The organism is Actinomycetota bacterium (assembly GCA_041658625.1).
Taxonomy (GTDB): Bacteria; Actinomycetota; JAHEXW01; order JAHEXW01; family JAHEXW01; genus JBAZZW01.
Genome location: JBAZZW010000002.1, coordinates 244,771 through 256,530 on the forward strand (window position 1 = coordinate 244,771; position 11,760 = coordinate 256,530).

Consider the following 11,760-nt stretch of genomic DNA (forward strand, 5'->3'; position numbering starts at 1 on the left):
AGGTCTTGCCGGTCCTTCGACCCATTCGACAAGCTCAGGGCAGGCAAGCTCAGGACTCGGGAAATGACAAAACGAAGATGAAAGCATTAGTCATTTCCCTCGGGTGTAAGGTTAATCAGTCGGAAGGCGAGGAGATCCTTGATCTTTTCGCGGCGGCGGGCGCCGCTAAAGCCACCCCGGACGAATCCGCGGACATCATAATCGTTAACACCTGTACGGTCACCGGAGAGGCCGACCGAAAATCCCGAAAGCTTATCTACCGCGCCATTGAGACGAAGAAAGCCGGCTGCCATGTCGTCGTGACCGGGTGTTACGCGGAAACGGCAGCGGATAAGCTTCGCGGGATTCCGGGCGTGGATCTGGTGGTTCCGCAGAGTGAAAAAGACGGGCTGGTGGAGAGGGTTTTAAGGAAAACTAATTATTATTCGAGCAAGGAGGCGCAAGCCGACGAGTCGAGAATAAGCGGTTCTCGACTCGCTCAGAAAAAGCATTCTGAGCTCGCTCGAACAGAAATATTTTCTACATCGATGACTCAAGCCAGACATCGGGTGTATTTGAAGATTCAGGACGGGTGCGACAACCGCTGCGCTTACTGCATCGTCCCCGATGCGCGCGGCAAGGCTCGCAGCGTCCCGCCGAACGAAATCCTTAGCAAAGTCGCCGGCTTGTCGGCCGGCGGAACAAAAGAGATCATTTTGACCGGAATCAATGTTGGGAAGTTTGGCACTGATGAGGTTGCTCCGTCGCAGTCTGAGGGCGCTCCTCGCCTGCCTGCCGGCAGGCAGGGCAAGGCAGGCAATGACGGAATCACACGACTTATCAAGAGGTTGATGCAGACGCCCGGGCTGGAGCGCATCCGGCTTAGTTCGATAGAACCCGAAGACGTTACAGAAGAGCTTGTAGAAATACTTAAAACAGGCGGCGAGCGGCACCCTCACCTTAATCCTCTCCCCGCAAGAGAGAGGCAGTCAAACTATTGGCTCTCAGCTCTTAGCCCTCAGCTCACAGAGGCCTACCTATGTCCTCATCTGCATATACCGCTGCAAAGCGGCGACGACGAGACGCTTAAGCGAATGAGGCGGCGGTATACCGCCGACGGATACCGGAAGACTATTAAGAGGATTAGGGTCGCGTGTCCCGACGCCGCGATTACGACGGACGTTATCGTGGGATTCCCGGGAGAGACGGACGAGGAGTTCCGGAACACTTACCGGTTTATCGAGGAGATCAAACCGGCCAGGCTGCATGTTTTCAGATACTCAAAGAGGGCGGGCACGCCGGCGGCGGATATGCCCGGCCAGGTGACGGCCGCGGCCAAGGCCGAGCGAAGCGAGGCCTTGCGGGAGCTGTCGGGGCGGCTGGAAGCGGATTATAGAAAGATGTTTGTCGGCCGCGAGCTAGAAATATTGGTCGAGAAGGCGAGCGGCGGCCGGTTGACGGGCACGAGCGAAAATTACCTAACGGTCACATTTAACGGCGACGACAGCCTGATCGGCAAATTAGTAAGAACTCGCCTCTTAGATTAATAATAAGTCGAGCGCCCGTATCTGCGAGTCTATTTTTAAACGGAGAGTAGCGCTTTCGGCGAGGCTAGCTTTCGATTTTGAGGGCGGGTTTTGGCATCAACCGCTCGATCAGGTTTACCACCCACACCACCAGCGGATTGGCCATAAACAACTTGTCGTGGTTGTGGATCAGCGGAGCGTAAGCGGCAAAACCCTTATCCCCGGTTTTATGGCACCTCCGACAAGTTTTTGTCAGATTATCCCCGTACACCAGTGACCCCTTTTCCCGGGCGTACATAATGGAGTGGTTGCCGTGGCAGTCCCAGCAAGCCGGCGCGGCCATCATGCCCATCTTGTAGGCGCGGCCGTGGTAATAATCGTTGTATGAGGCGTAATTGGCCTTGTGGCACTTGCCGCACCTGTTCACGGCGTCCATGTGCCGCTCCTCGGCCCAGACCTTATCTTTCTTCGGGTTAAACTCTTCGTGGAAATTGTGGCAATCCAGGCAGGTCGGCTGGTCTGTCAAGGCCTCAAGAGTCGGCGTGCCGGTATGGGCGCTAATCGACATCTCCTTGATCTGTTTCTGGTGATCTTTGCATTTGACACAGCTGGCCCTGGCGATCTTTATGAATTTTTCGGTGTCCTCATTGCTGATGTTCTCGTGGGCTTTCGTCGGCTCCGTCGTGTAATTGCTGTGACAACCGGCGCACCCGACATTATAGTGGGCTGATTTCTTAATGGTGTCAGGGGCGAAATATAAGGTCTTCAGGACTTTATCGTCTTTTAACTTAACGTCGGCGTGGCAGACCAGGCAACCCTGAACGGCCGGCAAACCTTCAGTGTACTGAGGGTTCGGCGTTATGGTAACGGCCTTAGACTCGACGCCGGACGCGCCGGTGATAGCCCCCGCGGCCGAAACGGGCGCGAGCGCGAACATGGCCAGCGCGACCATCGGGGTAAGTATTCGTCGGAGGTAAGGTTTTATGTCTGATTTCATTCCACTATATTATTCGTCTCAACTCGGACAGTTCTTTAACGCTCTTGAATGTTATCAACATTTTGCCTGCTTGACAAGGCAGGACGCCGGCTGTATAAAGAAATAAGCCAGATATCGCACTCCTGCCGAACCCGGGAAAGTCTGTGTGATTCAGACGCGGTGCCGCCACTGTGATCCGTAACAAACAACGGAAAGCCAGGCCGCCGGCCGACAGGGAAGGAAGCAAACTCCTCGAGCAAGGAGTAGGCCCTTTATTTATAATAAGGAGAGAAAATGATCAAAAAGACCGCCACAATCGTACTGGCCTTATCAATCTTTCTTGGCAGCGCGGGCATTGCCGGAGCCTCAACCGGAAGCGACAAAGCCGCCCTAAAAGCGGCTGACTATCTGAAAAGCATCCAGCGCGACGACGGGGGCTTCGGCACCAGAGAAAGCACTGTTGTAGACACCTGTATTGCTGTCATCGCGCTTAAGGCGGCCGGCGCAAAACTGCCCCAGTCGAAGACAGGCAAATCGACCGTCGACTATTTGAAAGCGAACGCGTCCAAACTGGCCGACCCTGACAAAAACATCGCTGTTCAGAATACGGCCAAGGTGGCGCAGCTCATTATGGCGTTGAAGCTGGCCGGGGAGAATCCCAAGACCTTTGCCGGCACCGATTGGATAAAGTTCCTTTTGGACAACCAAGAAAAGGCAACCGGCTGGTTCGGCATAACAGACATCGATCACATGTGGGCGATGCTGGCGCTGGAAGCGGCCGGGGAGCCAATCGACAGCGGCCCTATTATTTGGTTAAAAGGCCGCCAGAACGCCAACGGAGGTTATGAAGTCGACAGGAGCGTCGGTATGGGCGCGTTCACCTATTCGACGGCTTTGGCCATCCAGGCGCTGGTTGGCGCGGGCGTTGATCAGTCCGACCCGTCTGTAAAGAAAGCGGTCGTCTATTTAAAGACACAGCAGAACACAGACGGAGGTTTCCCGGTCATAACGCCCTCGTCCTACGGGTCCGAATCAGATGCGAGTTCGACATCCTGGGTATTGCAAGGATTGGTGGCGGCCGGCGAGGATATCGAGAGCAAGACCTGGCTTAGGGCGGCTATTACACCGATGGGATTTCTGATGAGCATGCAAAACGCGAACGGCGCGTTCGCTTACCAGAAAGCCATACCGGAGGACAGCCTGTTGTGTACGGCCCAGGCGATACCGGCGCTAATGCTTAAGCCCTTCCCGATTAAGACCACCCCGCCGCCATCGACGGCCGAGACATTGCCGCTTGAAGACGCTTCATTCAGCACGGAAGGCCTGCTTCTGATTATCATCGGCGCTATCGCGGCGATCGCCGTGGTTGCCGGGTTGGGATTTGTCTTGTTCAAACGCCTGAGGGATTAAGCGCGTACACGGTCATGAAGGACGGAAGCGGCAACCCAGCCGTCTGGGCAATCTGGTTTACCGCCGTACTCGTTTCGGTCTCTTTGACCAAGAATCCCTTATACCTGCTGATCATCTTACTGGCTGTCGGGGCCGTAATAGCGGCCCGACGGGCTGAGGCGTCATCAGGGCCCTGGAGGGCTTTCGTCGGCCTCGGTCTGAGCTTCGTTTTTATCTCCGCGACATACAACATTCTGATCTCTCATTACGGAGAGACGGTGCTATTAACGCTGCCGGCCGGAATTCCGCTTGTCGGCGGGCCGCTGACCTTGGAAGCGGCCGTTTTCGGTCTGACTTTCGGGCTTACATTCATGGCGGGGCTGCTGGCTTTTGCCGCCCTTAATATGGCGGTCGGCACGGGCGAACTGCTGCGAATTTTACCCAAAGGGATGCGGGGCGCGTCGACGGTCATTTCGGTTTCACTTAACTTCATTCCGGCAACCGTATCAGCTGCCGCCGAGATCAGCCAGGCGCAGACAATCAGAAGGCTGGAATACGGAACGGGCTTAACGGGCAGAATCCGGAAGGCCGGGGCGGCCTTTGTCCCTCTGGTGATAACGGGGCTGGAAAAGGCCGTCGTCATGGCGGAATCCATGGAGTCCAGGGCTTACGGGGGTGGGGACACGACCAAGCTTAAACGGGCGCGCCGCCGGTGGACGGCGGCTGACTACCTGTTGGCCGCATTCTCCGTAACAGCCGTCGCCGTTATGTTGTTTTGCCTGGCCGCCGGAACCGGCTGGTTGATTTATTCGCCATACCCGAAGATTGCGGTACCCGGATTCAATCCGGCTGTAGGGTTGGCCCTGGCTTTGCTGGCAGCGCCGGCGGTGTCTAAATGATCGCGCTGGACGATTTCGTTTTCTACTACACGGATGTCGAGAAACCCGCCCTGGACCATATCAGCTTGAAGATCCAAGACGGCGCCTTCGTCCTGGTGACCGGGCCGTCCGGATCGGGAAAAACGACCTTCTTGCGCGTCTTGAACGGACTGGTGCCGCACTTCTACGGGGGCCGTATCGGCGGCAACGCCCTGGTTTACGGCCTGGAGGCCAAGGAGGAATCGGTCAGACGTTTAAGCGCTTCGGTCGGGATGGTATTTCAGGATTCAACGGCCCAGTTCGTAACGGACACGGTGGAAGGTGAAATCGCTTTCGGCTTGGAGAATATCGGTCTGGCCGGCGACGAGATCGCCCGCCGCGTAGACGAAACGGCCGGTCTTATGGGCATCAAACATTTAATCGGGCGGCAGGCGGCAACCCTTTCGGGCGGCGAGCGGCAGAAAGCGGCCGTCGCTTCGGTTATGGCGATGCGTCCGCGGGTCCTGGCCTTGGACGAGCCGACCGCCGAACTCGATCCTGACGCGGCGGGCGAGTTGCTTGAACTTTTGATTAAACTGAACCGAGAGCGGGGACTGACCGTTATCCTGGCCGAACACAGGCTGGAGAGGGTCGTTCAATTCGCCGACAGCATTATCGAACTCAGGTCGGGCAAGGCGGAGATGGGGCCGACGTCCGAGATGGCGGAATCAATCGTTAACGCGCCGCCGGTGATCGAGCTGGGCCGGAAAATGGGTTGGCATCCGCCGCCCTTGTCCGTTGAGGCGGCGAGGGAACGGATACGGCTTGAACCCCTCACCCCAACCCTCTCCCTGCCTGCCGGCAGGCAGGCCCGCCGGGGGAGAGAAATTGTGGATAAGGGGTCAGGCCCCAACTGCACTGTGGAAAAGGGGCCTGACCCCAAAACCGCGGTTTGCGCCCACGGATTATCATTCTCGTATGACGCAAATAAGGTTTTGGAAAACATCAATCTTACATTCAACGACGGGCAGATTACCGCTTTGATGGGGCCTAACGGCGCCGGGAAAACGACTATGCTGAAACTCTTGTGCGGGTTGCTGAAGCCTGCTTCAGGGAGCGTTACGATCGGCGGTCTGGATACGGCGAAGGCAAAAGCAGCCGACGTTTTTAGGATAGCCGGCTACGTGCCGCAAAGGCCGGGCGCCTTATTGTTCGCGGATAGTGTGGAAGAGGAGGTTGCTTCGGCTGCCTCGCAGCCTCGCAATGACGGAATCACTCGAGCCCGTGAACTTATTGATGACTTCGGATTGGCAGGACATGAAAAAGATTACCCGAGGGACCTGAGCCAGGGTGAACAGCAACGAGTCGCGCTGGCGGCTATTCTGGCCAACGATCCCGAGATCATTCTTTTTGACGAGCCGACGCACGGTTTGGACTTCGCGGCGAAGAAAGCCGTGTCGGAGCGCTTGCGGGGGCTGGCGGACGGAGGCAAAGCCGTTATACTGGCGACGCATGACGTGGAAACCGCGGCGCGGGCGGCCGACAGGGTGATCGTGATCGACGGCGGCAAAGTCGCCGCCGACGGCCGTCCGAAAGACGTCATGCCCAAGACACCGATGCTCAGGACACAGATGAACGAGATCTTTGGCGGTAAGACTCTGACGGTTGAGGATGTGACAGGAAAATGAAGGACGAAAGGAAGAGGGGAAGACTGGTAACGTACGGGTCGATAGCCCTCGCTTCGGTTATCGGTTTGGCGGCCTTCTTGTACCCGTTCTTTTTAAAACCGGTTTCGCCGCAGGCGGCAGCCGGCTTTGAGCGCTCAGGGGAAGCGTCGTTCTTGTTCCTTATCCTTATGCCCGTTCTGTTTGTCGTGATCTTCGGCGGCGTACTGGGACGCGGCGGGACAAAGGAAATCGCGCTCCTGGGCGCGCTAACGGCTATCAATGTTACCTTAAGGTTTATTCCGTTGCCGATGGGGGGTTCGGCGATTTTCTTCCTTCTGATCCTGAGCGGGTACGCTTGGGGTGCGCCGTTCGGCTTCCTTCTTGGCAGCCTGACCATTCTGGTGTCCTCCTTCTGGGCCGGAGGATTAGGCCCCTGGGTGCCGTATCAAATGATCACGACGGCTTGGGTTGGGATGACGGGAGGCTGGCTTAGAATCTTGCTCAACGCTCTGCCGGGCTCCGCCACCAGCAAACCCCGCCTGGCCGCCTTGGCTATCTTCGGTTTTGTCTGGGGTTATGTCTTCGGCGCGATCATGAACCTTTGGTTTTGGCCGTATCTGGGAGGCTCAGCAGCGGGCTCGGCGGGCGCCGCCAAGTACGGCGCCTTCTACCTTGCGACATCGGCTTTTTGGGATACCGGCCGGGCCATAGTAAACTTTATGTTGTTGTTGCTTTTGAGCGCCCCGGTCTTAAAGGTGTTCGAGCGGTTTAAGAGACGGTTTGAGGTGGAGTATCTATGATTCAAGTCTATACCGGCGATGGAAAGGGTAAGACGACCACGGCGATGGGCTTGGCTGTCAGAGCGGCCGGGCGCGGTTTCAAGGTGGCCTTCATTCAGTTTCTGAAGGAGAGTGCCGGCGGCGGGGGCGACGCGGCGACCCTGGCGAACTTAAGCTTGCCCATTGAAGCGTCCAGGTTCGGCGAGGATATGCTGGAACCGGCCGACGAAGACAAGAAAAACAGGATCGCCGCCCGGGTGGCCGAGGGCTTAGACGCGGCCCGGGAGAAGCTCAAGACGGGCGTCGACGTTCTTGTTTTGGACGAGATCAGCCACGCGATCAACCTGGGTTTATGCCGTCAGTCGGAGGTCGTCGAGTTGATCGAATCGGTTCCGGAGAAGGTCGAACTTGTCCTAACGGGCCGAGACATGCCCGAGGAAATCGTGGAACTGGCCGGCCTGGTGACGGAGATGCGCAACATCCGCCATCCGTATGACGACGGCGTTGCCGCGAGATATGGGATAGAATATTAGTTTAGATTTGAGTAATATGAGAGGAATGGACATGAAAGGTAATGGATGCTAGCGCAGTTTAATATCTGGGCAGACGTACTGGCCTTGGGAATGGTTATACTAGCAACTCTGTTCTGGATATTTCAGCTGTTCGGCAACGCCGTTACCGGCCGCTTCAAACAAAAATTCCGTTTCGGGCAGTGGCCGGAGCACGATGAAATAATCCCCGTCGTTCCTCGCTTAATGCATTTTGCCCATGTTTTTACATTGATCTTCCTGGCCGTTTCAGGGCTATATATAAGGTTTCCATTTTATCCCGGGATGCGGCCCTTAAACGAGCAAATCCACTTTATCGCCTATTACGCGATCCTGATTATCCTGGTTATCCGGATCGTCTACGCGATATTTGTCGATCATCGTGAGTTCGCAATTCGTAAAAAGGACCTAAAGGCGGGGGCGCAGGCTATTCTTTATTACATGTTTCTCCGGCGGCAGTATCCCCACTTAAGCAAGTACAACGCCCTGCAGAAGATTATTTACGGATATATCTTCCCGGTTATCATTGTTCTTATGGCCATTACCGGATTCGCCATGCAATACCCTAACGCCATGCTTGGCTGGGCGAGTTCGGTCGACCTGGCCGCGGCTTATGCCAGGGTGTCGCATTTCTTTCTTGGCGCGATCATCGTGTTTCTCGTTCTCATCCATATCTGCTTGTCGTTCGTCGAGGACTTCCCGGCCTTAATGATATTCTTCGGGCTTCGCCGACAGTACTGGGAAGAAGATTATGAGGATTACTACGAGGACGAGGAATACTACGAACCTGAAAACCCCGAAGCGCCGCCCGCGGAAGGACAACCCGTTAAGGGAGAATAGGGCGGTTCTCTCCAAATCTCCTTAATCACTTGTTCTGCCCTCGATAGGGGCTTATGCTTAATAGTGGGAGTGGGCCGGGTGGCCGCCGCGTATCCGCGCTTTCGCGCAATTTAGGACACGGGGAGGAAAGTCCGGGCTCCACAGGGCAGAACGGTTGCTAACGGCGACTGAGGGCGACCTTAAGGAAAGTGCCACAGAAACAAACCGCCCCGCATCGTTTTGTTGATATGAGTAGTTGGCGGTTGGTGATTAGCAGTTATCTGACTAACTACTAACAACTAACGACTTGCGATTCGAAACGTTGTGGGGTAAGGGTGAAATCGTGCGGTAAGAGCGCACGCGCCGGCCGGGTGACCGGTTGGCGGGGTAAACCCCGTTCGGAGCAAGACCGGATAGGAGAGCTTCTCTTTTGAGAAGGAGGCGGCCCGTCTCCAGACTCTCGGGTCGGTCGCTTGAGACCGGCGGCAACGCCGGCCCTAGATAGATGGCTACCAAGACAGAACCCGGCTTACAGGCCCGCTCCTATTTAAATAAGAAATGAGAAACAATAAGAACCTGGCAAGAAGTACGATGGGATGAGGAGGCGAATCGCAATGAGTAGCTGGAGAGACATCTTTCTGTATGCCTACGACGCGACGGAACGCATCGACGATATTGCGGACGAACTGGCCGAGAAACGTCAACAGCGCATGGACGAATTCCGCGTCATGAAGCAGGAAACGGAAACGCGGGCTAAAGCCAAGATGGACGAGCGGCGCGCCGAGATGAAGGAACATCGCCGCGAGCACATGCGGGCCTTTGCCGCCGAAGCCAACCTGGCGACCAAGGACGACCTGGCCGAGCTCAAGAAACTCCTCGAGACCTTAAGTAAAAAGGTCGACAAGCTGAGCAAGAAATAGCCGCCGTAAAAGCCATCGAACCCGGCGGCCGAACCGTGCAGCGGAAAATAAATAAAAGAGCGCGCACCCTAGCCTTTACCAGAGTCTATGCCGGTATTGTCTGGGACTTCTGGCGGGAAGCCAGGCTGGCCAGAAAGATCGGCCTGACGGGGGCGGAACAAAGGATGTCCAAGCGCCACCGCCGGCGTGCCATACAATTCCGCGAGACCGCGACCAGGCTGGGCGGCGTGCTCATCAAGCTGGGACAATTCGTCGGCTCGCGCGTCGACGTCATGCCCGAACCCTACATCCAAGAGCTCATGAAGCTTCAGGACGAGGTCCCGCCGGAGGACTACTCTGCCGTCAAGGAGCGTATAGAAGCTGAGTTCGGGCGCCCCCTTGAGGAAGTCTACCCAGTTTTCAATCCGGTTTCCCAGGCCGCCGCTAGCCTGGCGCAAGCCCACGAAGCGGAGCTTACGACAGGCGAAAAGGTGATTGTGAAGGTCCAACGGCCGGGCATCGAGGACCTTATCGACATAGACCTGGCGACGTTCACTTACCTCATGGAGGGCGTCCGCCGGTTTACAAAAGCGGGGGACCGATTCGACATCGAAGGGCTGGTTGACGAGTTTCAGCGCGTATTGGGAGAAGAACTGGATTTCTTGCGCGAGGCCGATAACGCGGAAAGATTTGCGGTAGACTTTCGCGACGACCAGCGCGTTCTCGTGCCCAAGGTCTACCACGATTATTCCACCGGCCGTATCGTTACGCTGGAACGGATACAAGGCACAAAAATCAACGACTACGACGGATTAACCGCCGCCGGCATCGATCGCAAGGAGCTGGCCAGGACGCTGGTCGACATCTACGTCAAGCAGTTCCTGGAGACCGGATTCTTCCACGCGGACCCCCACCCCGGCAATCTTTTTGTGAATCCGGGACCGGCCATAACTTTTCTCGACTTCGGCATGATGGGAGAGATAACGGCGGAGAACCGCGAGAGCTTCATAGAGGCGCTCTTCGCCATCGTTCAGAAAGATGCCGACGGCGTCATCGAGGCGGCGACCGACCTGAATTTCATAAGGCAGGGCGCCAATACGGTCCCCATTCGCAACGCCCTGGAGTGGATGTTCCAGCGCTATAGCGGCATGTCGACGATGAAAGCGATGGACGCGGGCAGCCTGGAGACGATCGAGGAAGACATCCGCCTCATCTTGAGGGAGAACCCTTTCACTCTGCCGGTGCATTTCGCCTATGTCGGCAAGGCCTTCGGCACGCTGGTCGGGGTGATTGCCGGATTAGACCCCGACTTCGACATAATCGAGGAAGCAAGGCCGTACGTCGAAAAACTAACAAAGAGTGTAAGGACGCAGTTCTTCGTCAAGCAAGCCAAGAAGATCGGCTTGGCCTTGCTTAAGTTGCCGACCGACCTGTCCAGAGTAATCGACAAGGCGGAGCGGGGTGAGCTTAAGGTCAAGATGTCCGGGATTGACGAACTTATGGACGCGATCAACCGGCTGGAGAAGTCCAAGCGGGCGACAGTCCTAGCTATTTTGGCCGGTTCGCTGACAATCGCGGCGGCCGCCCTATACGTCAACTCATATCCTACGGAGGCCTTGTTGGCCGCCCTTGGCGCCGCGGCGTTCGCCGGGGCCGCCATAACCTCCGGAAGACGCCGACCCAGATTTCACCCCTAGAAGTGCCTTCAACGAAATACCCTTAATCCACGTGATTCCGTGCAAAATCGGGTTAAATTACCGATAAAACTTTCATAAACCCAGGTCACAGAATTAAAGTTATTCTCCCATAAACCGATAATCTATTTGACTTTTGTGTCACGAAGTGGTAAATTGTGGGTCGTAGTGGAAATGACAAGGGAGCAGGCGGATGTTTCTGGGGGAATTTCAACATCTCATCGACTCTAAAGGCAGGGTAATCCTTCCCGCCAAGTTTCGCGACGAACTGGCCGACGGCCTGGTCGTGACGAAAGGTTTGGAGGATTGTCTTTTTGTCTATACCCCCGCCGAGTGGGCCAAGATAGAAGAGAAGGTCCGCACGATGCCTCTGACCAATCCCGCCGGCCGCGCGTTTGCCAGAAACTTTTTCTCAGGCGCGGCCAAAGGTACCTTGGATAAACAAGGCCGGCTGATGCTGCCGCAGAACCTGCGGGAGTTCGCCGGTTTGGATAAAGACGTCATCGTTATCGGCGTCGCCAGCCGCGTAGAGATCTGGGACAAGGCCAAGTGGGCCAAGTACAGCTCGGAGACGGAGAAATCTTACTCCGAACTCGCGGAACAGCTGGCCGATCTGGGAATCTAGCC

General features: G+C 56.3%; 11 protein-coding genes and 1 other RNA gene. 11 read left to right on the top strand and 1 reads right to left on the bottom strand.

Annotated features, from left to right (window positions below; translation table 11 throughout):
* Nucleotides 1-77: 77 nt before the first annotated feature.
* Nucleotides 78-1,526 carry a MiaB/RimO family radical SAM methylthiotransferase gene (locus WC891_06120; protein ID MFA5867515.1) on the top strand — a complete coding sequence of 483 codons (1,449 nt, stop codon included), beginning with the start codon at nucleotides 78-80 and terminating at the stop codon, nucleotides 1,524-1,526.
* A gap of 64 nt (nucleotides 1,527-1,590) precedes the next feature.
* Here the strand turns inward: WC891_06120 and WC891_06125 are convergent, their stop codons facing one another.
* The gene (locus WC891_06125; protein MFA5867516.1) at nucleotides 1,591-2,502 is read right to left on the bottom strand and encodes a hypothetical protein; all 912 of its coding nucleotides are present in this window, start codon (nucleotides 2,500-2,502) and stop codon (nucleotides 1,591-1,593) included.
* A 273-nt stretch (nucleotides 2,503-2,775) separates the two neighbouring features.
* Here WC891_06125 and WC891_06130 point away from each other — a divergent pair, with 273 nt between their 5' ends.
* From WC891_06130 to mraZ, 10 genes are all read left to right on the top strand, one after another.
* Nucleotides 2,776-3,891 (top strand): prenyltransferase/squalene oxidase repeat-containing protein, encoded by a 1,116-nt coding sequence (locus WC891_06130; protein MFA5867517.1) that lies wholly within the window; start codon nucleotides 2,776-2,778, stop codon nucleotides 3,889-3,891.
* Nucleotides 3,892-3,905: 14 nt separating this feature from the next.
* A complete protein-coding gene (locus WC891_06135) occupies nucleotides 3,906-4,769 on the top strand; it encodes an energy-coupling factor transporter transmembrane component T (GenBank protein MFA5867518.1) in 864 nt (287 codons plus the stop codon).
* Entirely contained in the window at nucleotides 4,766-6,415 is a 1,650-nt protein-coding gene (locus tag WC891_06140; GenBank protein MFA5867519.1) for an ATP-binding cassette domain-containing protein, read from the top strand. Before WC891_06135 ends, WC891_06140 begins: the two co-directional genes overlap by 4 nt.
* Entirely contained in the window at nucleotides 6,412-7,194 is a 783-nt protein-coding gene (locus WC891_06145) for an ECF transporter S component (protein MFA5867520.1), read from the top strand. The genes WC891_06140 and WC891_06145 overlap by 4 nt, the downstream gene beginning before the upstream one ends.
* A complete protein-coding gene (locus tag WC891_06150) occupies nucleotides 7,191-7,706 on the top strand; it encodes a cob(I)yrinic acid a,c-diamide adenosyltransferase (GenBank protein ID MFA5867521.1) in 516 nt (171 codons plus the stop codon). Before WC891_06145 ends, WC891_06150 begins: the two co-directional genes overlap by 4 nt.
* Before the next feature lie 45 nt (nucleotides 7,707-7,751).
* Nucleotides 7,752-8,561 (top strand): cytochrome b/b6 domain-containing protein, encoded by an 810-nt coding sequence (locus WC891_06155; GenBank protein MFA5867522.1) that lies wholly within the window; start codon nucleotides 7,752-7,754, stop codon nucleotides 8,559-8,561.
* Between the two features lie 66 nt (nucleotides 8,562-8,627).
* Nucleotides 8,628-9,088: RNase P RNA component class A (gene rnpB, locus WC891_06160), an RNA gene on the top strand.
* 66 nt (nucleotides 9,089-9,154) lie between these two features.
* The gene (locus WC891_06165; protein MFA5867523.1) at nucleotides 9,155-9,460 is read left to right on the top strand and encodes a hypothetical protein; all 306 of its coding nucleotides are present in this window, start codon (nucleotides 9,155-9,157) and stop codon (nucleotides 9,458-9,460) included.
* Between the two features lie 35 nt (nucleotides 9,461-9,495).
* Nucleotides 9,496-11,136: an AarF/UbiB family protein gene (locus WC891_06170; protein ID MFA5867524.1), complete on the top strand. Its 1,641-nt coding sequence runs from the start codon at nucleotides 9,496-9,498 to the stop codon at nucleotides 11,134-11,136.
* A gap of 190 nt (nucleotides 11,137-11,326) precedes the next feature.
* On the top strand, nucleotides 11,327-11,758 hold the full coding sequence (mraZ, locus tag WC891_06175) for a division/cell wall cluster transcriptional repressor MraZ (protein MFA5867525.1): 432 nt from the start codon (nucleotides 11,327-11,329) through the stop codon (nucleotides 11,756-11,758).
* The last annotated feature ends 2 nt before the right edge of the window (nucleotides 11,759-11,760 follow it).